General features: G+C 69.0%; 22 protein-coding genes. 6 read left to right on the top strand and 16 right to left on the bottom strand.

All coding sequences use genetic code 11. The annotated features are described in order from the left end of the window. The first annotated feature begins 496 nt into the window (after positions 1-496). On the top strand, positions 497-1822 hold the full coding sequence (locus tag AB0F17_RS65365; protein ID WP_358047434.1) for an MFS transporter: 1326 nt from the start codon (positions 497-499) through the stop codon (positions 1820-1822). Positions 1823-1943: 121 nt separating this feature from the next. On the opposite strand, the gene gntD is transcribed toward AB0F17_RS65365, so the two are convergent. The 7 genes from gntD to AB0F17_RS65330 all read right to left on the bottom strand — a co-directional run bounded on the left by gntD (position 1944) and on the right by AB0F17_RS65330 (position 7348). After that, the gene (gntD, locus tag AB0F17_RS65360; protein WP_358047431.1) at positions 1944-2981 is read right to left on the bottom strand and encodes a guanitoxin biosynthesis L-enduracididine beta-hydroxylase GntD; all 1038 of its coding nucleotides are present in this window, start codon (positions 2979-2981) and stop codon (positions 1944-1946) included. A gap of 34 nt (positions 2982-3015) precedes the next feature. Beyond that, positions 3016-3231, bottom strand: a complete 216-nt coding sequence (locus tag AB0F17_RS65355; RefSeq protein WP_358047428.1) for an MbtH family NRPS accessory protein — start codon at positions 3229-3231, stop codon at positions 3016-3018. An 18-nt stretch (positions 3232-3249) separates the two neighbouring features. Further along, a complete protein-coding gene (locus AB0F17_RS65350; RefSeq protein ID WP_358047425.1) occupies positions 3250-4071 on the bottom strand; it encodes a winged helix-turn-helix domain-containing protein in 822 nt (273 codons plus the stop codon). Between the two features lie 175 nt (positions 4072-4246). Continuing rightward, positions 4247-4981: an HD domain-containing protein gene (locus tag AB0F17_RS65345; protein ID WP_358047422.1), complete on the bottom strand. Its 735-nt coding sequence runs from the start codon at positions 4979-4981 to the stop codon at positions 4247-4249. Next, entirely contained in the window at positions 4978-5295 is a 318-nt protein-coding gene (locus AB0F17_RS65340) for a helix-turn-helix transcriptional regulator (protein WP_358047419.1), read from the bottom strand. The genes AB0F17_RS65345 and AB0F17_RS65340 overlap by 4 nt, the downstream gene beginning before the upstream one ends. 28 nt (positions 5296-5323) lie before the next feature. Then, the gene (locus AB0F17_RS65335) at positions 5324-6238 is read right to left on the bottom strand and encodes an alpha/beta hydrolase (RefSeq protein WP_358047416.1); all 915 of its coding nucleotides are present in this window, start codon (positions 6236-6238) and stop codon (positions 5324-5326) included. Between the two features lie 84 nt (positions 6239-6322). Beyond that, entirely contained in the window at positions 6323-7348 is a 1026-nt protein-coding gene (locus tag AB0F17_RS65330; RefSeq protein ID WP_358047413.1) for a DUF418 domain-containing protein, read from the bottom strand. 118 nt (positions 7349-7466) lie between these two features. Here AB0F17_RS65330 and AB0F17_RS65325 point away from each other — a divergent pair, with 118 nt between their 5' ends. Further along, entirely contained in the window at positions 7467-8390 is a 924-nt protein-coding gene (locus AB0F17_RS65325; RefSeq protein ID WP_358047410.1) for a histidine kinase dimerization/phosphoacceptor domain-containing protein, read from the top strand. A 31-nt stretch (positions 8391-8421) separates the two neighbouring features. Further along, positions 8422-9072, top strand: a complete 651-nt coding sequence (locus AB0F17_RS65320) for a response regulator transcription factor (protein WP_358047407.1) — start codon at positions 8422-8424, stop codon at positions 9070-9072. On the opposite strand, the gene AB0F17_RS65315 is transcribed toward AB0F17_RS65320, so the two are convergent. Then, entirely contained in the window at positions 9010-10254 is a 1245-nt protein-coding gene (locus tag AB0F17_RS65315; RefSeq protein WP_358047404.1) for an MFS transporter, read from the bottom strand. The two genes, AB0F17_RS65320 and AB0F17_RS65315, sit on opposite strands and share 63 nt — an antisense overlap. Before the next feature lie 149 nt (positions 10255-10403). On the opposite strand from AB0F17_RS65315, the gene AB0F17_RS65310 reads away from it, so the two are divergent. Then, a complete protein-coding gene (locus AB0F17_RS65310; RefSeq protein WP_358047401.1) occupies positions 10404-11348 on the top strand; it encodes an ATP-dependent DNA ligase in 945 nt (314 codons plus the stop codon). Between the two features lie 25 nt (positions 11349-11373). Here AB0F17_RS65310 and AB0F17_RS65305 read toward each other — a convergent pair whose 3' ends face one another. The 6 genes from AB0F17_RS65305 to AB0F17_RS65280 form a co-directional block, all read right to left on the bottom strand. Continuing rightward, entirely contained in the window at positions 11374-11748 is a 375-nt protein-coding gene (locus AB0F17_RS65305; RefSeq protein ID WP_358047399.1) for a hypothetical protein, read from the bottom strand. A 56-nt stretch (positions 11749-11804) separates the two neighbouring features. After that, positions 11805-12902 (bottom strand): arabinogalactan endo-1,4-beta-galactosidase, encoded by a 1098-nt coding sequence (locus AB0F17_RS65300; protein WP_358047396.1) that lies wholly within the window; start codon positions 12900-12902, stop codon positions 11805-11807. Between the two features lie 72 nt (positions 12903-12974). Beyond that, positions 12975-14933: a beta-galactosidase gene (locus AB0F17_RS65295; protein WP_358047393.1), complete on the bottom strand. Its 1959-nt coding sequence runs from the start codon at positions 14931-14933 to the stop codon at positions 12975-12977. Positions 14934-14969: 36 nt separating this feature from the next. Next, positions 14970-15827 carry a carbohydrate ABC transporter permease gene (locus AB0F17_RS65290; RefSeq protein WP_358047390.1) on the bottom strand — a complete coding sequence of 286 codons (858 nt, stop codon included), beginning with the start codon at positions 15825-15827 and terminating at the stop codon, positions 14970-14972. Further along, complete coding sequence (locus AB0F17_RS65285; RefSeq protein ID WP_358047387.1) at positions 15827-16708, bottom strand: sugar ABC transporter permease; 882 nt, start codon at positions 16706-16708, stop codon at positions 15827-15829. The genes AB0F17_RS65290 and AB0F17_RS65285 overlap by 1 nt, the downstream gene beginning before the upstream one ends. Further along, on the bottom strand, positions 16705-17997 hold the full coding sequence (locus tag AB0F17_RS65280; RefSeq protein ID WP_358047384.1) for a sugar ABC transporter substrate-binding protein: 1293 nt from the start codon (positions 17995-17997) through the stop codon (positions 16705-16707). The genes AB0F17_RS65285 and AB0F17_RS65280 overlap by 4 nt, the downstream gene beginning before the upstream one ends. Before the next feature lie 159 nt (positions 17998-18156). Here AB0F17_RS65280 and AB0F17_RS65275 point away from each other — a divergent pair, with 159 nt between their 5' ends. Then, on the top strand, positions 18157-19146 hold the full coding sequence (locus AB0F17_RS65275; RefSeq protein WP_358047381.1) for a LacI family DNA-binding transcriptional regulator: 990 nt from the start codon (positions 18157-18159) through the stop codon (positions 19144-19146). 363 nt (positions 19147-19509) lie between these two features. Here AB0F17_RS65275 and AB0F17_RS65270 read toward each other — a convergent pair whose 3' ends face one another. After that, positions 19510-20127 carry a TetR/AcrR family transcriptional regulator gene (locus AB0F17_RS65270; protein WP_358047378.1) on the bottom strand — a complete coding sequence of 206 codons (618 nt, stop codon included), beginning with the start codon at positions 20125-20127 and terminating at the stop codon, positions 19510-19512. Between the two features lie 86 nt (positions 20128-20213). Between AB0F17_RS65270 and AB0F17_RS65265 the strand changes: the two genes are divergently transcribed. Then, positions 20214-20987 (top strand): SDR family oxidoreductase, encoded by a 774-nt coding sequence (locus AB0F17_RS65265; protein WP_358047375.1) that lies wholly within the window; start codon positions 20214-20216, stop codon positions 20985-20987. Between the two features lie 84 nt (positions 20988-21071). Here the strand turns inward: AB0F17_RS65265 and AB0F17_RS65260 are convergent, their stop codons facing one another. Next, the gene (locus AB0F17_RS65260) at positions 21072-21710 is read right to left on the bottom strand and encodes a maleylpyruvate isomerase N-terminal domain-containing protein (protein ID WP_358047372.1); all 639 of its coding nucleotides are present in this window, start codon (positions 21708-21710) and stop codon (positions 21072-21074) included. Positions 21711-22501: the final 791 nt, after the last annotated feature.

The following is a 22501-nucleotide window of genomic DNA, read 5'->3' as shown; positions in this document are numbered from 1 at the left end:
GTGCCTTCACCGGCAACCTGTGGATGCCACCCGTCGCACTCGACGCCTGATCAGCGCGAATCACCCAGCGTCACAGATCCTTCTGAATGCTTACACATGACCTCCATTCCATCGCAGCCCGACGAAACGCGGGCCGCGTGAGGCGTGAATCAGTCGACCGAAGCCTTCGCTGCTCTCCTGTTTCTTTCTGTGACCGCAGTGGCGGCGGAGGCACCTGGCCGCCTCATGGTGTTGGAAACCGGTCCCGCACGGCAATGAAGTTGACGCGTGCAGAAAACTCGCAGGCCATTCTTTTGCGACTGACGGCCTTCATGGCGTGGCCTGCGGCGCGCTGGCCTCCGGATTTCGCGGTCGAGTCAAAGACATGGCCGACCGGGCGAATTCAGGAGCAAGATCTGATGGTAAGCGCGATTCGGCCATTGGGCGCCTCCGCGGACATATTCCTGCGCGTGAGGATCGGCCCGGCATTCGGGCACCAGAACAGATCGGCGGGCGCATGGCGCGACACGACCAGATCGGCGGGCGCATGACGCGGCACGACGGAAGCATCGGGGTGTCGGCGCCGGGCGGCGGCGGACGGGACGAGCCGGTTCGGCTGTCCCGGAACCGCGACTACAACATCCTGTGGACCAGCATGTTCCTGTCGGAACTGGCCGGCGAGATCGTGTTCGTCGCCTTTCCGCTGCTGCTCCTGGCGCACTCGGCCTCGGCGCTGCAGATCGGGCTGATCACCTCGATCCTGGCCGCGGCGCGGATGGCGGTGAACGTCCCGGCAGGTGTGATCGCCGACCGGTGGGACCGCAAGCGGGTCCTGCTGCTGTCTCAGGCGGTCCGCTCGGCGGCGATGTTCAGCATCGTGATCGCGCTGCTGCTCGGGGTCTTCTCCTTCCCCCACATCGTCCTCGTCGCCGTGATCGAGGGCGCCTTCAGCTCGGTGTTCCAGCCGGCGGAGCATGCGGCGCTTCCGCAGGTCGTACCCGGCTCCCAACTGCCCGACGCGCTGGCGCGCAACGCGGCCCGCCCGTTCGCCGCGCTCCTGCTCGGTCCTGCGGCGGCCGGGTTCACCTTCGGCCTGCACGAGCTGGTGCCGTTCTCGATCGACGCCGGCATGCTGACGGTCTCCTTCGTCGCGCTGACGGTGCTCCGGCTCCCTCGCCGCCGGCCCGCCGAGGAGACCTCACTCGGCCGGCCGGGCCAGGACGGGCTCTTGGGCGGGTTCCGCTGGCTGTTGGGGCAGCCCGTCATCAGGACGACCGTCGTGTGGATCGTTTTCGTCAATCTCGCGTTCCACGCGCTGATCATCATCATCCTGGTGCGGTCGGGCGAGGCCGAGGTGGCCTACGGCGAGATCGGGTTGATGATGGCCTGTTTCGGCGCCGGTGGGCTGCTCGGCGCCATGGTGGCGGGCCGGCTGCACGCCGCGCTGCCGGCACCCGTGATCATCATCGGCGCGTCGTGGGTCTTCGCCGCGATGGCCGGGCTGATGGCGCTCGTGTCGCGAGGGCTCATGCTCGGCGTGTTGCTCGGGCTGGCCGCGGTGTTCTTCCCCGTCGCGAACACCACCATCGTGACCTACCAGCTCACGATCGCCCCTGACGAGATACGTGGCCGCCTGACCGGTGTCGTCGGCCTCTGCTCCGACCTGGCCGGCACGGTGGGTCCGATGGCCGGCGGCCTGCTGGTCGCCGTCACCGGCGACGGGGCGATGAGCATCCTGATCTGCGCCGCGCTCCTGGGAATCGTGGCACTCGGCGCCAACCTCAGCCCGACCCTCCGGCGCTTCCCGACCCTGCGCCCCGCACCCGCCGTCCCCGAGACGTAGCCGCGGGGACGGGGGGTCGCAGAGAAGGGGCATCGCAGAGAAGCGGGCCGGTCGCCGCGGCGCTCGTCGAGTGCCCGCGGTCGCGACCGGCCCGCTCCGGAAACCAGGCCAAGGCGCAGGATCAGTAGATCGTCCGAGATTCCGCACTCAGCCGGCGGGATCGGGATTTACGGAGATCCCTGGCGATATTGAGCCGGCGCAGCCATCTGTCGGTTCCGTCGAACCGCGCGGAGAACGCGTTCCGCCCGTGCACCATCCGATAGTTGTCGATGAAGCAGATATCGCCGGGCTGGAGCACGATCTCGGTGACGACGGCGTCGAGCGCGCGGGTCACGACATCAAGCGCCTCCTGCTCGGCCACGCCCTGGACGTGCCGCATGAAATGCGGGTCTATACGGATATACGGATCGTCCGGGTCACCGAACAGCACCGCGGTCGCCGTCGGCGAGCGCAGCTCCTCCTCGACGATCTCCCGGCTGCTGCGCAGCAGCTCGACGGCCTTGTGCCCCCGGCCGTCCGCGCCGGCGGGGACGCGCTCGCTCTCGGGCCTATGCGAGTGGTCGGGCAGGATGCGGAAGCGCTCCTGACGCAGCAACTCGCCGGTGACCTGGTCCAGGCGCATGTCGGCGACGTCCGCGACGGTGGTCGCGACCCCGTCGTGGTTGCGCAGGCAGATCAGCCCGAGATAGTCCGTCCGCAGCGGGTGGAAGGCGTCCTCGGTGTGCCAGGTGAGCACCTCCTCGCAGCCCGAGCCGATCTGCTCGCGCTCATGCCCCTTGATGGGCAGGACGTCGTGCATGAGATAACCGTCCTGCTGGGTGGCCCAGCCGATGGGCTCGCCCAGCAGGCAGGCCATCAGGTAGAAGGCGATGTCCTGCCGCAGCGAGGGCGACGGCACCGGCTTGTCCTTCCAGTGCGCCGGGGTCGGGCCGATCACGCTGTCGTCGACGGGCAGACCCGAGATCACGCAACCGCCGTGGCTCTCCGCCGCGACGAATCCGTTCAGGGCCGCGCGCAGGCTCCGGGGTAATTCCTGGGCGAAGGTCTTGGCCTCTCGCTGGAAGTCGGCCGACTCCACACTCTGGTGGTGTTCGGACAACTCGTCGACGAGTTCGTGGACGAACCGGGTCTCGGCCGCGTTCAGCTTTATCGTGAGCACGGGTGAGTCCTTTCTTGACGAGTGCTGTCGAGTCTCACGACCCCTCCATCGCCTTGACGAGGCTGGCGGGCCGCATGTCGGTCCAGTTCGCCGTGACGTGGTCGAGGGCCGACTGCCGGTCGGTATCGGCCCGGGCCACGGTCCATCCGGCGGGCACCTCGGCGAACGAGGGCCACAGCGAGTGCTGCCCTTCCTCGTTGACCAGCACGTGGTAGATGCCGTCCGGGTCCTCGAACGGGTTGGTGCTCATCATCGATCCCTTCACTGGCTAGCGGGCCGGTACGGATTCGCGGCGTCGCAGGAGCGCGACGCCCAGCGGCGTCAGTGTGTGGAGCACCGTGTTCCTGCTCCTGGAGGCGTTGGCCAGACCGGCCCTGCGCAGGACGGTCGCGTGTTTGCTCGCGCCGGCGAGCGAGATGCCGAGGCGCTGAGCCAGCTCGCCGGTGGTACAGCTTTCGGCGAGCGCCTGTAGGGCCGCCGCCCGCGTGTGGCCGACCAGAGCGCCGAGCGCCTGCTCAGGCGGGGGCTCGGTGCCGAAGATGTCGGCCACGTCGAAGCGCATGGAGAAGGCCAGCGCGGGCGGTTTGTCGTCGCCGCCGCCCACCACCACGCAGGACTTACTGCGCAGGAACAGCGACGGGCTGAGCAGCAGCCCGCGCCCACGCAGATGGACGTCGCGTTCTTCTTCGTCACGGATCTCGAGGACGGGTGGATTCCATTCCATGTTGGGGTGCAAGGTGCGCAGCAGGCCCTCGACCCCGGTGGTGATGCCGATCCGGCCGCGGATGGCCCGCTCGGCCTCCAGAGAGCTCTGGACCCGGCCCCAGTACGGGACCACGGCCGCGCCGCAGAACTCGAAGACCAGCGCCGTGACCCGCGCGCGGGCCGCGGAGTCGGCCGGGGCATCACCGAGGAGCTCCAGGAGCTCGGTCAGCGAAAGGCGCTCGCGAAGCAACTGCTCCATGGCGGCGACGCGTGGTCCGAGCCGTCGGCGCACCTGCTTGCGCCAGCCGTCGAAGACGGCGCCGTTGCGCTGGAACAGGTCCAGGGCGAAAGCGCCTTCCGCCACCAGCCCAAGTCCCGCGCTCATGCGCAGGCGGCCCATATCCTGGACCGTGAAGTGAATCCTCAGCACACTTCATGAAATTAGGGACAGCCGCTATCTCGGGACTACCGCGCTCCTATCCGGCGACAGCGGGGTCACCGGCGGACGATGTCACGTTCGCGCACTGGGCACGACAGCACGCTTCCGACTGCCGCTGACCCTAGGGTCTTCTCCTTCGATCGGGATTTCGCCGGCGCAGCATGACCGCCAGCCGTGGCATGCCCGCGAGCAACTCCACGGTGAAACGCCTGCGGGCGCGTTGGTCGGGAAGCGCGTTGAGCTCTCCGAGCCACTCCGCGATCCAGCGAGCCCGGACAGCAGGCGGAAGGATGGTCGCCCCCGCGGTGATCACCCGGAGAATCGCCTGCATTCCGGCATCACCGGACAGTCTCGCCTGCGCGAGACCTTCGAGTTCCCGGCCGATCTCGTGCATGCCCAGCCGGCCGGCGATCGGCACGAAGACGTCGAGGGTCTCGCGTGCTTTCCGAAGCTGTTTCTCCGGCGGGAGGAACCGCATGGTCCGCTGGTTGTGCAGGCGATCGGCCACTTTCAGGGTCAACACCCGCTCGTCGGTGGTGGTCTGCCAGTCCTCAGCCGGAAGTGCGTCGAGCGGCTGCAAGTCCGTCACCAAGCGCACGATCGTCTCGCCGAACTCCGCCGCCAGCTCCGTCTTGGGACACGCGGTGTCTTCGAGGACGTCGTGAAGCAGCGCCGCGCAGAGCAACTCGTGGTCGGCGCCGAGATCGGCCAGGATGGCGGCGACCGCGAGTGGGTGGGTGATGTACGGCTCCCCGCTCCTCCGTGTCTGGTCGCGGTGCCAATAGGCGGCCACCGTGTGAGCACGCTCGACCATCCGCGCCTGATCAGCTGTCAGGTAATCGGGCAAGGTGCTCATGCCGTGCCTCCAGCGATCCCGGGACGCCGGCTTCCGGCGGCCCGCCTGCGCTTTTCGCCCGCCCGAGCGATGGCCTCACGACCGTGTTGAAGGCCGTCTTCGGTGATTCTGTAGTGCCGGCGCGGTGGACGACCCTGGTGGGCGGCCGGGTCATCCCAGCGGCTCGCCACCCAGCCGTACTCCTCCAGGCGGACCAGAATGGGATAAAGAGTGCCACCTGCGATTCCGGTGGCTCTACATAACCCCAGCCCGTAATGCTCGGCCAAGGGATCATTCAGCAGCTCCCGCAAGACCGAGAGGGTCTGCGGCGTCATGTGCGGACTGTCTGCCATGACGCTTAATCTAGCTAGGTAGAGATAGCCTGCCATGTCTCTCGAAAGTGACAGCGATGTGCGGCTGATCTCCGGCGAGGAACGCGCGGACCGCGTCCTGGAAGGCCTGCGGCTCCTCCGAGAAGACGAAATGACCGGCATCGGCGATCTCCACCAGGTGGGCGCCGGGGATCTGCGCGGCCAGGAGGCGGGCGGCGGCCGGCGGGCATACCCAGTCATAGCGGCCCACGATGGCCAGCGTGGGAACCGAGATCTCCGGCAGACGCGGCCGTAGGTCGTACGTGGGTGCCAGCGTACGGAAGAAATACGCGGCGACGTCGAGGGAGACGTCGCTGAGCCGCATGATCCGCTGGGGAATGCCGGTGTGCCGCGGGCCGGCGTAGAAGGGAAAGACCAACCGGCTGAAGGCGTCGAAGGTCTCGGGCGAGAAGTCGCCGCCGAACAGGCGCTGCGCGACCAGGACCGCCTCGGCGGACGCGCGTTGTTCCAGGCTCGGCGGCGGGTCATCGTCGGGCAGCGGCGCCAGCGTGGGCGCGGTGCCGCACAGGATGAGCCCGCCCACCGAGTCCGGATGCCGCAGCGCCAGGTGCAGCGCGACGAACCCGCCGGCGGAGTGGCCGAACACGATGGGCGCGGTGATCCCCAGCCGGTCGCACAGCCGCGCGACGTCGTCGGCCATCCGCTCCAGAGTGCAGGTCCTGGCGGGCATCCGTTCCGAGCGGCCCTGACCGCGGAGGTCGACGAAGACCAGTTGCACGTCCGCGCTCAGCGGGCCCAGTCCCGGCCGCAGGTATCCCTGATCGAATCCCGGACCGCCGTGCAACACCACCATGGTCGGCCGCTGGACCAGCCGGTCCTCGTCGAGGTGGAGCTGTGGTCCGTCGACGTCGACGTACAGCTCTGTCCCGTTCACGCTCACGCGCATGGCGTGCCTCCCCGCGGCTCGGCGCGAAAAACTCCCGGCGTCACACCTGTAGGGCGTTCCGTCGCGTGCCGGGCCGTTCCATCGTCAGGAGGTGTGGCGCAGAGGTGGGCGGCGGGCCCAGGTGGCCCAGCGCCAGAGCCATTCGAGGGGGCCTTGCTGGTACCGGCGCAGCCAGAGGGCGGACCACAGCCACTGGACGGCGAGGATGGCACCGGCGATCAGCAGCACCGTCGTCGAAGACCAGTCGTCCGACTGGCCGCCGAGGACGCGGCTGATCGCCAGGACGAGGATCGTGGCGGTCAGGTAGTTGGTCAGCGCCATCCGCCCCAGCGGTGCGAAGACCGCCTGCAGCGCCGGTCGGACCGGCGTCCTGAGCAGGACCAGCAGGGCGCACACGTACACCCCGGCGATCAGCAGCCCGGCCAAGGCGAACGAGCCGCTGAAGCCCGATTCGCCGACGTGGGTCTGCCACCACAGGGCGGGCACGGCCCCCACCGCGAGGGCCGGGCCGAGCACGGCAGGGCCGCGGGTGGACCGCTCGATCCGGGCGATCACCCCGTACCGGGTCAGCGCCGAGCCCAGCAGGAACAGGCCGGGGACCAGCACGAGAAAGCCACTGCCGATGATCAGTGGCGCCACGAGGAGCGCGGCGGCGAGGCCGGCCACGGCCCACCGTGGCAGCCAGGTCGAGGGCAGGAGCACCACCAGGCCGACGACGGCATAGATGGCCAGGATGTCGCCCTCCCAGAGCAGAAAGTGGTGCACCAGGCCCAGCGCGAGCAGCGCCAGGAGCCGGCGCAGCAGGAGCAGCCGCGGGTGAGCGGCGCGGTCGGTGGCGGAGTTCAGCAGCAGTGAGAACCCGACGCCGAACAGCAGGGAGAAGATCGGGAAGAAGCGCTGGTCGACGAGCAGCCCCATCCATTCCTCTCCAGGTATCGGGGCTCGGTCCACGGCGACGCTGCCGACGTGGGCTATCGGCTGGACGTTGGCCACCAGGATTCCGCACAGCGCGAACCCGCGTACTACGTCGAGCGCGGCGATACGCGGTCGCCTGGGGGAGATCGTCGCTTGGGGGGTCTCCGGCACCGAACGGGGATCTTGATGTCGCATGAGGCTCATCCTGCGAGCCCGGTCCGGTGCGGGCCTCGGGCGAAAGCAGGGTTACCCCGCTCACGACGGTACTTTCGGCCGGTTCGGTGCGTGGTGCACATCTCCTAGCCTGAACCGTGTGAATGCGCGGGCCGGGATCGCGGCCGACGCCGGGCTCGGCGCCGTGTTCGCGACGGCGCTCGCCTTCCAGGCGTACCGGGTCGCGGACAGTTGGGGCGACGGCTACTGGCAGTTCGACTGCGTCGCCGGAGCGGTGGTGTGCGCGACAGCCCTGGTACGTCGGCGCGACCGGGCATGGGCGGCGGTGGCGGGCCTGGCCGTCGCGGCGGCCGCCATCCTGACCACCCATTTCGCCCACCTCCCCAGCGAGCCCGGCCTGGCCATGGCCCTGGCGCTGTCCGTGCTCGTAGGCTCCGCGATCAGAGCCCTCCCGGCCCTCTCGGCCTGCGCGGTCGCGGCCGGTGGATTCGCGGTGGTCGCGGGCAGCCTGCTGGCCGCCCGCACCCCCGCCACCGGCGTCTCGCCCGTCGTGGTGCTGATCGGCGCGGGATGGCTCGCCGCCCTCGCGCTCGGGCTGGGCCCGCGACTGCTCGCCGCCCGCCGGAGGACCGTCGCCGAGCGGGTACGCCGCAACGAGCGCCTGGTGCTGGCCAGGGAACTCCACGACGTCGTCGCCCACCACATCACCTCCGTCGTACTCCAGGCCCAGGCCGCCCAGCTCGTCACCCGCAAGTACTCGGAAAAGACGGAAGGCTCCCTCGCGAGCATCGAGGCCGCCGGCTCCGACGCGCTGGCCGCGACGCGCCGCGTCGTCGGCCTGCTGCGCGACACCGACGACGCGGCCCCCGCCGACCCCGGCCCGCAACCCCCACCGCGGCGGCTACGGCCTGATCGGGATGCGCGAACGCGTCGAGGCCCTCGGCGGCCGGCTGTCCGCCGGCCCGCGCCACGGCGCCGGCTGGTCCGTACTCGCCACCCTGCCCGTCCCCGCACGGAAACGCCGATGACCACCTTGCCGGTCGCCGCGCGGAAACGCCCATGACCGCCCTGCCCGCCCCCGCGCGGAGGCGCCGATGACCATCAGGGTCCTGCTGGCCGACGACCAGGCGATGATCCGCGGCTGCCTGCGGCTCATCCTGGAGGACCAGCCCGACATCACCGTGGTCGCCGAGGCCGCGGACGGCGCCGAGGCGGTCGCCCTGGCCCGGAGCCTGCGGCCGGACGTGTGCCTGGTGGACATCCAGATGCCCCGCCTCAACGGCATCGAGGTCACCCACGCCCTGGCCGGCCCCGGCGTCCCCGACCCACTGCGGGTCATCGTGGTCACCACCTTCGACCTCGACGAGTACGTCTACGGCGCGCTGCGCGGCGGAGCGGTCGGCTTCGTCCTGAAAGACGCCGGCCCCACCCTGCTCGTCGAGGCCGTCCGCGCCGCGCACGCCGGGGACGCCCTGATCTCCCCGTCGATCACCCTGCGGCTCCTACGCCACCTCACGGCCACCGGCGCACCGTTCACCCGCAAGTCCGCCCAGCCGCTGTCCGAACGCGAGGTCGAGGTCGTCCGGGCCATCGCCCGGGGCCGCACCAACCAGGAGATCGCCGCCGAGCTGTTCATCTCACTGAGCACCGTCAAGGGTCACACATCCGGCATCCTGGCCAAACTAGGCATGCGCAACCGGGTCGAGATCGTCGCCTGGGCCTGGGAGAACCGCATCGTGGGGTAGGCCCAGACGGCCGAAGGGGCGCCAGGCCACGGCGGTGAGCACGGCCATGACGACCGCCGACATCCAGAAGGGCCCGGTGAGGCCGACCCAGCGGGCGATGGGCCCGCCGATCAGGGAGCCCAGCGCGGAGCCGCCGACGATGAACAGCATGTACCCGCTCTCCACCCGGCCGCGCAGCTCATCAGGTACGGCCCGCTGGCGCAGCGTGACGCTGACCGCGCCCAGGATCGAGCCGTGAATGCCGAACCCGACCAGGATCGCCCCGGCGACCCACCCCGTGGTGGCGAGCGCCAGCCCCACGTGCGTCAGCGTCTCGATGACCAGGCCGGCCCGCAGCAGCAGCGAGTCGGAGAAGCGCGCCTGGAGGTGAGGGGCGATCATCGCGCCGATCAGTGAGCCGGCCGCGGACGCCGCGATGAGGATCCCGTAGCCGTACTCGTCGAGCCCGAGCCGATCACGGCTGTAGAGCACGAGGATGGAGAAGCCGGCGAGGAGCGTGATGTTCATCAGGAACAGCGCGAGGGTGAGCAGCCGGATCGCGGCGTGGTTCCAGAGCCAGCGCATGCCCTCGGCGATGTCGGCCCGTACGGACCGCCGCTCGGCCGGGACGGTCTGCCGTACCCCGCGCAGGGTGGAGATCAGCACGGCCGCCAGCGCGAACGACGCGGCGTTGATCCCGAACGGCAGCGCCGCCGCCACCACGAACAGGGCGGCGCCCACCGGCTTGGCCACGAACCCGTTGATCGCGAAGAAGACCGTCTGCATGCGCGCGTTGGCGCGCGGGAGATCCTCCGACCGCACGACCATCGGAACGAGCGCCCCCGAGGCGTTGTCACCGAGGGTCTCGCACGTGCCGGCCAGGAACCCGGCGGCGTAGATGAGCGGGATCGTCGCCACGTCCCGCCATACCGCCACCGCCAGCAGGCCCACGACCAGGCCGCGGAGCACGTTCACCACCACGATCAGCCGCCGCCGGTCGAGCCGGTCCACGAAGACCCCGCTGACCAGCGAGAACAACATCCAGGGCACCTGCTGGACGAACACCGCCAGACCGACCAGCACCGGATCATCGGTGACCGAGGCGACGAGCAGCGGCGCGGCGGCCGCCGCTATGCCGTCACCGATGTTGGAGACGACGGTAGCCGCCCACAACGTGGCGAAATTCCTGCCGAGCCCGGCCATCTTCTGCGCTCCTGTCGCGTGGGTGCGCCAGAAGCATGGCCTGCCGAGAGGTGGCGAAGGGCGCCAGAAGCCAGGAAATACGCAGATCAGCGTAGACGCCCTAGTCGGGAGAGTTGACCCCGCGCCCGCGCGTCGGCATCGTGAACCGAATGACCAGCGATGAAACGCGGGACGGAGTGTCGCTGACCAATCTCGACCAGCCGCTGTTCGACGGATCGAACGCGACGAAACGGGATCTGGTCGACTACCTGGACGCCGTCCGCGACCGCATCATCCCAGCCCTGCGGGACCGCGCGCTGTCGGTGATCCGCGTACGGCCCGGCCAGGCGCCGTTCATGCAGAAGAACGTGCCCAAGTACGCCCCCGACTGGATACGTACGGTCTCCGTCTGGGCCGAGGCGTCGCACCGGCAGGTGTCCTACGCCCTGTGCGACGACCGCAGGACCCTGCTGTGGTTCGCCAACCAGCGGGCGGTCGAATACCACCCGGCGCTGTTCCGCGGCGAGCATCCCACCCATCTCGTGCTCGACCTCGATCCGCCCGTCGAGGACGCGTTCCCGCTGGCCGTACGGGCGGCCCGCCTGGTCCGCCAGGCCCTCGACGACGCGGGGCTGGCCGGGGCGGTGAAGACCAGCGGGGCGAAGGGGCTGCACGTGTTCGTGCCCGTGGTGGCGGGGACCGCGATGGACGACCTGGCCGCGGCCACCCGCGCCCTGGCCGCCCGCGCCGAACGCGTCGACCCGGCGCTGGCCACCACGGCGTTCATCCGGGAGGACCGCGAGGGCAAGGTGTTCCTCGACTCCACCCGCGCGGGTGGCGCGACGGTGGTGGCCGCCTACAGCCCGCGGATCCGGCCGGGAGCGCCGGTCTCCTTCCCCCTGGCGTGGGAGGACCTCGACCGGGTCACGCCGTCCGACTTCACCCTCCACACCGCGGCGCGGCTGCTCGCCGACGGCGATCCCTGGGCGGAGCTCATGCCCGAGCCGCAGCCGCTGCCCGCCGACCTGGTCGAGGAGGGGCACACGATCCCGATCGCCCGCGTCCAGGCGATGCACGAGGGCAAGCGGCGGGCGAAGGCCAGGCGAGGCGAGTGATCAGCGGGCGGTCCCGGTCAATCCATCACAGAGCGTACGCAAGCATCGCTTCCAGGATGACCAGCATCGGTACGAGCGGTACGGCGTACAGGGCCGCCTGGCGAGCCCCCGCGTATCGCTCCGGGACGGCCGAGAGCAGGGCCAGCAGCACCGCGCAGCCGATCGGCGCGAGCAGCCAGGTCGACAGGGTGACCGTGCCCCACGTGCTGACCGTGTCGCAGTCCTCGGTCGGGTAAGAGGTCAGCGCGTCGAGACCGCACGCCTTGTCACCGAGGATCGACACGGCCATCCAGGCGATGAAGCCCGCCAGCCAGATGACGACGGCGAGGACGGAGGTCAACGCGACGGCCGTGCCGCTCGGCGAGGTCGTCCGGCTGGCAGGGAGAGAGGGGGCGATCACGGCAGGACTCTATTGGTGATCAACGCCGGTGGGGCCGCCTTTGATCAACCTGGCGGCTAGCGGATGGCCCTCAGACCGGGGAGCACCCGGTCGGCGTAGTCGAACAGGGCCTGGTTCTCCCAGCCGTTGCCCGAGGACGGGTCGGCCGGATCCCAGCCGTTGCCCGGCACCCCGGTCCAGGTGGCCTCCCAGTAGAACAGGCCGAGGCCCCGCCCGTTCGGCACCGCCCTGACGATGTCGCTCACCGCGCGCATCAGCGCGGCCTGGCCCTCGGGGGTGGCGGGGTAGCCGGGGTAGGGCTCGGCGGAGGTGATGATGTTCGCCCAGCCGTCCTTGTCGGCCGTGGTGAAGGGGTAGGCCGTCTCCGCCACGAACACCGGCTTGCCGTATCTGGTGGCGACGTCGTTGATGTTCGCCTGGAACGCCTCCAGCGTGCCGTGCCAGAACGGGTAGTACGACAGCCCGATCACGTCGTAGCGGATGCCGTTGGCAGCCGCGTTGTCGAACCACCACCGGTACAGCCCGTTGTCCCCCCCGTCGGCCAGGTGGATCGCCACCTTGGTACGCGGGGAGACCGCCTTGACCGCGTCATAGGCCGCGCCGAGCAGTCCCGCCATGCCCGGCCAGTTGTCGTAGCGGCCGTCGGGCCACAGCAGCCCGCCGTTGAGCTCGTTGCCGGTCTGCACCAGGTCGGCCGTCGTGCCCTGTCTGCGCAGCGCGTTCAGCACGTCGTAGGTGTGCCGGTAGACGGCCTGTTTGAGCTGTTCGTACGGCAGCGCGGCCCAGGCCGCGGGCTTGTTCTGCTTGCCGGGATCGGCCCAGCTGTCGGAGTAGTGGAAGTCGACCAGCAGGCCCAGACCCAGCGCCTTGGCCCGCTTGGCGATGGCCAGGACGTGCGCCTTGTCGTTGTAGCCGTCGGCGGGATCGACCCAGACCTTCAGCCGGATGTAGTTGAGGCCGCCGTCGCGCAGGATGCGCAGGGCATCGCCCCGCCGGCCGTTCTCGGAGCGGTAGACGCCGCCGAGGGCCTCCGACTTGGCCAGGCTGGAGATGTCGGCGCCACGGATCTGCAGCGGGCGCTCGGCCCGTGCCGGTGACGCCAGGGCGGTGACGCACAGCAACGCGGTGAGCAGGGGTAACAGGGCCCGTTTCATTCTTGTCTCCTGTCGTTCACGACGACTGGTTCACGACGGTTCGTTGACGACGGTTCGTTGGCGACGGTTCGTTCACGATGCTTCGTTGACGACGGCCACCCCGCCCGCGGGGACCTCGCCCGTGAAGGGGGCGCCGGTGAGCAGGTCCGTGCCCGTCAGGCCGGTCACCGTGACGGGCGCGTCGCCGTGGTTGATGAGGAACGCGCAGGCGCCCCGCCGTACGAGCTCCAGGGTGTCGGGCAGGTCGCGCGGCCGGGAGACGCCCGCGCGGTCGAGCACCTCGCCGAGCAGGGCGCGCAGGTCGTCGCCGCCGAGCGCGGCGGCCAGGTAGCTCGCGGTGCCGCCGCCGAACGCGTTGGCGGTCAGGGCGGGATGGCCGGTGTCGGGGCCGTCGGTGAAGTGCCGCATGGCCACCGCCCGTTCGAGGCGGACCCGCTCGGACCAGATCCGGCCGGTGGCCCCGCCGGTGAGCGTCACAGTCTCCAGCTCGCGCAGCGGGTGGAACTCCTCGACCGACAGCCCGAGCACCTCGCGCAGCGCGCCGGGGTAGGCGCCCGCGTGGACGGTGTCGTTCTCATCGACGATGCCGGAAAAATACGACACGAGCAGGTGGCCGCCCGACTCGACGTAGCGCTGTAGGTTCTTGGCCGAGCTTTCGGCAAGCAGGTACGAGCTCGGCACGACAACCAGCCTGTATCCCGAAATATCGGCGGAAGGGTGGACGAAGTCCACCGTGACGTGCTCCCGCCAGAGCGCCTCGTAGAAGGCGTCCACCCGCTCGCGGAAGCGCAGATCGCCCGAGGGGCGCCACTCCAGCTCCAGCGCCCAGTACGACTCCCAGTCCCAGACCATCGCCACCTCGCTCGTGACGCGCCCGTCCTTGACCGGGGCCAGCCGGCCCACGTCGGCGCCGAGCGAGACGACGTCGCGCCAGATCTGCGAGTCGGTCCCCGCGTGCGGGATCATCGCCGAGTGCCACTTCTCGGCGCCGTACCGCGAGGCCCGCCACTGGAAGAACAGCACCGAGTCGGAGCCCCTGGCGACGTGGGCGAGGCTGTTGCGGCGCATCTCGCCGGGACGCTTGGCGATGCCGCGCGGCTGCCAGCTGATCGCGCTCGTCGAGTGCTCCATGAGCAGCCACGGCCCGCCGCCGGCCAGGGAGCGGCTCAGGTCGGCCGACATGGCGAGCTGGATGTGGTTGTCGGGCTGCTCGCCGTTCAGGTAGTGGTCGTTGGCGATGACGTCCAGCTCGGGGGCCCATCGCCACAGGTCCATCGACTTGCAGTTGACCGTGCCGGCGAAGTTGGTGGTGACCGGTTTGCCGCTCTGGCGCAGGATGTCGCGCTGCAGCCGGTAGTGCGACAGGTGCTCCTCGTTGGCGAAACGGGCGTAGTCGAGGCGCTGCGCCGGGTTGACCACGGTATGACTCCACCGGGGCGCGTCGATCTCGTCCCATTCGCCGTAGTGCTGGCCCCAGAAGGCGGTGCCCCAGGAGGTGTTGAGGGCGTCGAGGCTCTCGTACCGGTGCCGGAGCCAATCGCGCCAGGCGGCCACGCTCGACTCGCAGTAGCACTCGCCGAGCGGCGCCCCGTACTCGTTGTGCACATGCCACATCACCACGGCGGGATGCTCGCCATAGCGGGCCACCAGCCGCTCGGCCAGCCGCGCGCTGGCCGCGCGGAAGGCCGGGTGACTGGAGCAGGCGGTCTCGCGCGCGCCCGCGCCGACCCGCACGCCCTCGCGGGTCATGGGGGAGGCGTCGGGATACTTTCTGGAGAACCAGGCGGGCGGCACCGTGGTCGGGGTGCCCAGGTTCACCGAGATGTCCGCGCTGTGCAGGCGGTCGATGATGGTGTCGAGCCAGCCGAACTCGTACACCCCCTCGGCGGGTTCCATCAGCACCCACGCGAAGATGCCCAGGCTGACCAGGTTCACCCCGGCCTGCCGCATCAACCGAACGTCCTCTTCCTGCACCTCAAGCGGCCACTGCTCGGGGTTGTAGTCCCCGCCGAACGCGATGCCCTCGGGCATATAAGTCCCCCTTTTGATACCAGGTTTGGTAATTTGTCAGGCTTTAACGGCGCCGCTGCTGAGGTCGGTGCGCCAGAACCGCTGCATCGTGAGGAAGAGCGCGATCAGCGGAATCAGCGCAAGGAACGTCCCGATGAGGATGAGGTTGTAAAGACTCGGGTGGTTCGCCCCCGCGGCCAGCATCGTGTAGAGCCCGACCGTCAGCGGGAACTTGCCGTCGTCGCCGAGCATGATGAACGGCAGCAGGAAGTTGTTCCAGATGGCCACGAACTGGAACAGGAAGATGGTCACCATCCCCGGCCCCATCAGCGGCAGCGCCACCCGGGTCAGCAGCGTCCAGTGCGAGGCCCCATCGATGCGCCCGGCTTCGAGCAGCGAGTCGGGGATGGCCGCGCCGGCGTACACGCGGGCGAGATAGATGCTGTACGGATGCAGGATCTGCGGCAGCAGAACCGACCAGTACGTGTCCGCCAGCCCGACCTTCGCGAACAGCAGATACTGCGGGATCGCCAGCACCACCGCGGGCACCAGGATGCCGCCGATCAGGATGTTGAAGATCAGGTTCCGGCCGGCGAAACGGTACTTGGCCAGCGTGTAGCCCGACACCGCGGACACGGCCGTCGACAGCAGTGCCCCGCCACCGGCGTACAGCAGGGTGTTGAGCATCCACAGCCAGTACACCCCGTCGCGATAGGCGGCGAGATCGGCGAGGTTCTGGAAGAACCCGGTGCCGGGCGAGAAGGTCGAGGTCGAGAACAGCTCGCCGGACGTCTTGGTGGCCGCGATCACCACCCAGCTCACCGGGAACAGGCAGTACACCGCGCCGATCAGCAGGATCCCGGTCGGGAGCAGGCCGAGCGGCGTGTACGCGGCGCGGGCGCGGGTGCGGGCCATCACGCCTCCCCGAACGCGCGGTTCTTCACCACGCGCAGGAACCCGAACGACAGCACCAGCGAGATCCCGGCGATCACCACGGCCGTCGCCGCCGCCGCGTACAGGTCACCGGTCACGAAAGCGTCCCGGTAGATCTTCATCAAGGGACTCCAGGTCGAGCTGATGGTGTTCGTGAACGGCCGGAGGGTGGTCGGCTCGGTGAACACCTGGATCGTGGCGATGATCGAGAAGACGGTGACCAGGATGATCGCCGGGGCCAGGATCGGGATCTTGATCCGCAACGCGATCTGCAGCTCCGACGCGCCGTCGATGCGGGCCGCCTGATACAGGTCCTGGGATATGGCCCGCAGGTTCGTGTAGAGCACCAGCATGTTGAAGCCCGTACCGCCCCAGACCGCCACGTTGGCCATCGAGTACACGATCGCGCTCTGGCTCAGCGGCGTCACCCCGAACAGCTCGCTGATCGGGGTGACGCTCGGCAGGTAGAGGAAACCCCACATCAGGCTGGCGGCCACGCCCGGCACCGCGTAGGGCAGGAAGATCGCGATCCTGGAGAAGCGGGCCAGCCGTACCCTCGCGGTGTCCAGCATCAGCGCGAACACCAGCGCGAGCCCCAGCATCACCGCCAGGACCAGCGCGGCGTAGCCGAGCACCCGCAACCAGCCGGCCCACAACTCGCCGTCGCCGATGGCGGCGACGTAGTTGTCCAGCCCCACGAAGATCTCCCGCTTCGACCCCTTGCCGAGCCCGAGCCCCGAGACCTTGGTCCGGCGCAGGCTGAGGTAGACGGTGTAGCCGATCGGCAGGGCCAGGAACAGGGCGAACAGCGTCACAGCCGGGGTCAGGAACAGGTACGGGGCCCAGCTCTTCCTTGTCGTCATTGGGCGAGCTTGAAGCCGGACTTCGTCATGTCCGCGACCGTGGCGTCCTGGACGCTCTGGAGGGCGCCGCTGAAGGAGGTCTTGTTCAGCGCGGCCTTGTCGAAGGCGTCCTTGAAGGCGTTGTAGGTCACGTTGACGTTCGGGCCGAAGGTGAAGCCGCGCGCGCCCGCGCCGAACCCGGCCGCCTGCTTCCAGAAGTCGGGCACGTTCGAGAAGTACGCGGGAGGCTCGGAGAGCAGCTCGGCGCCCTTGGTCGCGGCGGGATAGATGGAGCCCTCCTTCACCAGCAGGGCGAGCGCCTCAGGATCGCTGTTGAGCCAGGTGGCGAACTTGGCCGCGGCCTCCTTGTTCTTGGAGCCCGCCGACACGGAGACGGCCGAGCCGCCCCAGAAGCCGCTGAAGCTCTCGCCGGCGTTCCACTGTGGCAACTGCGCGATCGCCCACTTGCCCTTGGCCTTGGGCGCGTTGGTCGACAGCGGGCCGGGTGCCCAGATGGCCGACGGCCAGGTCAGCAGCCTGCCGTCGTTCAGGGCCTTGTTCCACTCGGGGGTGAAGTAGGGCATGTTGTCGATGACGCCCTCCTTGACCAGGCCGCCCCAGTAGTCGGCGAGCTTCTTGGTGGGCTCGTCGTTGATGGCGACCTTCCACGCCTCGCCGCTGATCGACCACCACTGCCCGCCCGCCTGCTGGGCGAGGCCGGCGAAGGAGCCCGGGTCCTTGCTGGAGAATGTGCCGAGGTACACCTTGGAGTCCTTCGCGTGCACGGCCCTGGCCGCGTCGGCGTACTCCTGCCAGGTCTTCGGTACGGCTATGCCGTACTTCTTGAACAGGTCGGCCCGGTAGTAGAGCAGCATCGGGCCGCTGTCCTGCGGGATGCCGTAGACCGCGTCGGTGCCGAGCGTGACCAGCCCCCAGATACCCTCGCTGAACTGCGCCTTGACCGGATCCGCCGCAGGTTTGATGTCCGCCACCGCCTCGGCGGCCACGAACGACGGCAGGGCCTGATACTCCGCCTGGACGAGGTCCGGCGGGTTCCCGGCCTTGGCGGCGGTGAGGAACTTGGTGGCCGAGTCGTCCCCGCCCGCCTGGGTGCTGGAGGTGACCTGGATGTCGGGATGCGCCGTGTTCCAGACCGCGACGATCTTGTCCATGCCGGGCACCCAGTTCCAGTAGGTCAGGGCGACCTTCTGGGCGGCGGGGCTCGACGGGGTGGCGGTCTGCTGAGCGCCACCACTGGAGCAGCCGGCCACGAGGGTGACGGCTGCGGCTACAGCGGCAAGCCTGTTCATCTGCATGGGCACCTCGACTTGGGGGGAAGTCTGTGAACGTTCACAGCGTGTGTCTGGCCCCTCTGCGCTGTCAACCCTTCGTTACGGGGTCGTTAAATGGGCTAAAAGGTGTGTGTACGTTCACAGTGTTTCGGCTTCGGGCCATGAGATGCTGAACCCGTGAAGAGGCCGACCATCCATGACGTGGCCGCGGTGGCCGGGATCTCGCGCGGCACCGTCTCGCGGGTCCTGAACGGCGACCGTTATGTGAGCCCCGCGGCCCGGATCGCCATCGAACGCGCCATCGCCGAAACCGGCTACGTCGTCAACCGCAACGCCCGCAACCTGGTCAGACAGCGCGCCGGATCGGTCGTCATGGTCCGCTCCGAAGCCCACTTCGAGGACCCCAACTACAGCACCACCATCCGCACCGCGATCCGCCTGCTCGGCGAACGCGACCTCTCGCTGGTCATGATGATCGCCGGCGACGACAGGGAGCGCGAACAGGTGCTCCGCTACGTACGCGGCGGCCACGCCGACGGCGTCCTCCTCCTGTCCACCCACGCCGGCGACCCCCTGGTCGACACCCTCCACGGCGCTGGCATCCCGGTGGTCTCCTGCGGCGCCGTCATCGGCAGGGAGACGGTGATCCCGTACGCGGCCTGCGACGAACGGGGCGGCGCCCGCCAGATGGCCGAATACCTGGTCTCGCGCGGCCGCAAGAAGATCGCCATGATCACCGGCCCGATGGACACGCCGGGCGGCATCCAACGCCTGGAGGGCTTCGCCGACGTCCTCGGCCGGAAGGCGTCCAAAAAACTGATCGAACACGGCGACTGGACCCACGCCAGCGGCGAGACCGCCATGGCCCGGCTGCTGGAACGCGTACCAGACCTGGACGCGGTCTTCGCGGCCTCGGACGTGATGGCCTCGGGGGCCCTGCACACGCTGCGGGCGGCGGGACGGCGGGTGCCTGAGGACGTGGCGGTGGGCGGGTTCGACGACTCGTCGGTGGCGATCTCCACACATCCGCCGCTGACGACGGTGCGGCAGCCGCTGGAGGATGTGGCCAGGGAGACGGTACGGCTGCTGCTGGCGCTCATCGACGGCGCGGAGCGAGTCGACTCGATCGCCCTGCCCACCAGCCTGATCGTCCGCGACTCGGCCTAGCCTCTAAAGGGCCTCCGCTTCGCTCCGGACGTTCTTTTTTCCCACCCGTCACCCGATTCGGTGGTTGGCCGTCTGATGCCCACCCGCCCACAAAGGACCTCCGCTACGCTCCGGACGTCCTCCCAGGCGGGCTGACGCCCGCCACCTGAAGGACCTCGCTACGCTCGGACCGCCTTCCCGAGAACGCTTCGCCAGGTCGGCTGGACGGAGCGGGACAAGATGGACTTCCACGTCAGAGCATTCGGCATGCTCGATGCCAACAGCTGCCATCAGGCACCGGACAGCAGGGCTCCGTCCCCAGTACTCCAGCTGTAGACCGTGATCTTTGGCTGGGTGGGCGAGATGGCAGATTGGCGCGTGGGATCAGCGTCGTGCCGCGGGCCATGCAACCAGGGCCAGTTCGGCGGTTTCGGTCAGCTCGGCCGCCGCGGCCCCGTCGCAGGCGCGCTGCGACATGCCCTGGATGACCGCGGCGAAGTACGCGGCCAGCGCACGGGGGTTGGCTGCATCGGATAGCTCGCCAGCCTGTTGCGCCATGCTTAGGTGGGCTTCGAAGACGTTCAGGTTCTCGTTGCGTATGTTGCGCAGGAATGCCGCCACCTCGGCGTCTTGCGGGGTGACGTTGGTGGCTGCGCTGATCGTCAGGCATCCCGCCGGGTGGGCGGGGTCGGGATAGATGACCGCTGCCTCACGCAGGATGCGGGTGAACGCGGCGTGGGCGGTGGGTTCCTCCACAAGGGCAACGCCCATGAAGGCGCCCACGGGTGAGCGCCCATAGCTGTGCACCGCTTCCTTGAACAGAGACTTCTTATCCCCGAAGGCCGCGTACAAGCTGCCGGGCCTGATGCCCATCGCCTCGGTCAGCTCGCCGATGGAGGTGGCCTCGTAGCCGCGTTCCCAGAACAGACGGGTGGCCGCGGCCAGTGCCGCGGCGCGGTCGAACGCCCTCGGCCGTCCTCGCTTCGCGCGTGTCTCAGTCACTCCTCTATTTTAGAGCGCTCGCTCAAGAAGGCATGCTACCTTCTTTGTTGAGTCATCGCTCAATAAATCGGGAGTGGCCAACAGCTATGGGAACACGCACACTTGACGGAAAGATCGCACTGGTCACCGGCGGCAGCCGCGGGATAGGCCGGGCCATCGCGCAACGTCTCGGCCGGGACGGCGCCACCATCGCCGTCGCCTACGCCCGCGACGAGACAGCGGCGAACGAGGTCGTCGAACGCATCCGCAAGGACGGCGGCCGGGCCTTCGCCCTGCACGCGGAGATGGGACGGCACGGTGACGCAGCCTCCCTGTGGGCTGCCTTCGACGCCCACGCCGACGAATACACCCCTGACGGAGCCGTCGACATCATCGTCAACAACGCCGGCATCGGCCGCAGCTCTGATCTGGCGTCGCTGACCGAGGACGGCTTCGACGAGGTCTTCGCCGTGAACGTCCGCGCGCCGTTCTTCATCGTGCAGCAGGGGCTGAAGCGGCTGCGCGACGGAGGGCGGATCATCAACATCTCCAGCGGCGCGGCTCGCCTCGCCATGCCAGAGATCATCGCCTATGGCGCCACCAAGGGCGCGCTCGACACCTTCACCCTCAACCTCGCCAAGGAATTGGGACCCCGAGGCATTACCGCGAACTCGGTGGCGCCCGGCGTCATCGACACAGACGTCAACGCAAGCTGGCTACGCGGCAATCCGCAGGCCGAAGCCCATGCGGCGTCCCTGGCCGCGCTGGGCCGGGTCGGGCAGCCGAAAGACGTAGCTGACATCGTGGCCTTCCTCGCTTCCGACGACGCACGCTGGGTGACCGGCCGGGTGATCGACGCGACGGGCGGTTCTGGGCTGTGAGCCTCTCTCCTTGGGCGGGAGTACCCCGCAGTCACCAGAAGATCAGGGCGGCCCGCTGCGTTCGTCGAGCTGTGCCGTAGGTAGTCACACGCCCTGCGTGCCGTACCAGCGCCACTCGGTGAGTCGTGGGCGATCAGGGAGAGCGGTGCGTCCAGTCGCCCACAGCAGGGTCTCCCAGACGTCACAATCGATGGCGACATGGGGAAAGAGCCTCTTCAGGACCCTCTCGCACAGCTCCCGTGGCGGCGACCACTCCAGATTCAGCCCCTGAGCGATGTCATGGAGGTGCACAAGGGTCTCAACGACTGCCATTGCGGCGAAGCCCTCTGGGTCCGAGGGCCCGAAGACGTGGTAGGCAACGGTGGTCGAGGGAGCCGTGTGTAGGACGGACGCGAGCAGGCCACCACAAGCCTCCAGGATGGTCAGCAGGCCCTCGGGGCCCGAGTCCCGCTCAACGAAGATGACGTTTTCCGGCCCACCACTTCGGTCACTGCTCGTCCGGAACGGCAACAGCGCCGACATCGGCGGCTTTGCGAGCCCAAACCTCGCGGCGTAAGTGAACAGGTCATCGGCCAGATGCTCGAGCGTCTCCCAACACGTCCACTTGAGCGTTCCCGCCTTGGCCTCCCACGCGTGGTGATCTGCGCCCCTTAGCGTGTCGATGGCCAGAGCGACGACCCGACGTACGTCTTCTCCATCGACTGCGCTGTCTGCTCCGTGCATGCGAAGGATCGTAACAACGCCCACCATAGACCCTAGTCCGTACGGCTCCTCCTATCCGTTACCCGATTCGGTGGTTGGCCGTCTGATGCCCGCCCGCCCAAAGGGGACCTCCGCTTCGCTCCGGACGTCCTCCCAGGCGGGCTGACGCCCGCCCCCTTGAAGGGCCTCGCTGCGCTCGGACCGCCTTCCCCAGCACGCTTCGCCGGGTCGGCTGGGTAGAGCGGGACCAAATGGACGGTGGAATTGAGGCCCCCGGTTGGAAAGTGCGTCCAACCGGGGGCGACCTCATCCACGAACACCAGGGACGGACGTCCGCGGATGAGGGGATGCCCTGGTTGGGAGAAAGGGGGCAGTTCTCAACCAACCAGGGCGAGGTTGAGAGAGCTTGTTGCGGCCTTCGTCGCTACCGGATTCAACGACGAAGGCCGCCCCCAAGGCCCACTTCAAGAGACAACTTGGCGGCCTGTCTCCTTTGCCCGCTGCTCAGCGGTGGGGCCGGGGGAGCGTGACCAGCCGTGGCGGTGGCACTCGGCTGGTCACGAGCATCAAGGTTGGCGCTCTTGCTTGGCGTCCAGTTGGTCGAGATCACCGGCAACAAGCGCGAGGAGCATTCCCCGTCGGCGCTGATCGTCAGTCATAGTCGCCGACTTCCGAGCTGCCCCAACGCCGATAGCCATGTCAGGAAAGCTGTCCCACTGACCCTTTTTCATCCTCAGGCGGCCTGAGCAACGCGGTGGTTCTGGAGGACGGCGATGGCCTTGCAGAGGTGGCCGGCCTTGCTCGGACTGCAG

Origin of the sequence: Nonomuraea sp. NPDC026600, assembly GCF_040638335.1 — a bacterium.
Classification (GTDB): Bacteria; Actinomycetota; Actinomycetes; order Streptosporangiales; family Streptosporangiaceae; genus Nonomuraea.
Note: the sequence above shows the minus strand (reverse complement) of the source record. Positions and strands in the feature narration are given on the sequence as shown.